The sequence below is a fragment of the Methylobacterium oryzihabitans genome, assembly GCF_004004555.2.
Lineage (GTDB): Bacteria > Pseudomonadota > Alphaproteobacteria > Rhizobiales > Beijerinckiaceae > Methylobacterium > Methylobacterium oryzihabitans.
In genome coordinates this window covers 1-466 of sequence record NZ_SACP01000141.1, presented here as the reverse complement: position 1 = coordinate 466, position 466 = coordinate 1, and the positions used below count along the sequence as shown (strand labels likewise).

At 66.5% G+C, this 466-nt stretch carries 1 protein-coding gene; it reads right to left on the bottom strand.

The window, feature by feature from the left end; all coding sequences use genetic code 11:
* Positions 1-466, bottom strand: a 466-nt coding sequence (locus EOE48_RS28745; protein ID WP_148239825.1) for an alpha/beta hydrolase, incomplete at both ends; no start/stop codon positions are given.

Below are 466 nucleotides of genomic sequence, written 5' to 3'. Positions count from 1 at the left end.
CCCAGCATTTCCCCATGGCCCAGCCCTTCGAACCTTTCGAAACGCACCTGAAGGCCTTGTACCATGGCCAGGTCTGCCGCCAGTTCTCGTGCAGGCTTCTCGACATCGCCCTTTAACTGCGCCCTGGGGTTGGCAGGTTCCTCGCTACCGCGCATCAGCAGCAGCCGCACAGGGTTGCTGCCCAACCGTTGTTCAAGGCCCTGTGCCTCCTGCACGATTGCCCCGTCATGCCACCACAGCGAAGGGCTGGCCGCCGCATAGTCACTGAACGCCCCGGGCCGGGTGAACAGCGCATGCAGCACGGCCAGCCCGCCGTAGGAGTGGCCCCACAGCGTCTGTCGCTGCAGGTCGATGGGGGCCAGCCCGGCCACCATCGGCCGCATGCGCTCGGTCAGCAGATCCAGAAATGCATCCACGCCACCACTGGGCAGGCCGGTCAGCGGGTCACGCTGCTCGGGCTGCCCAG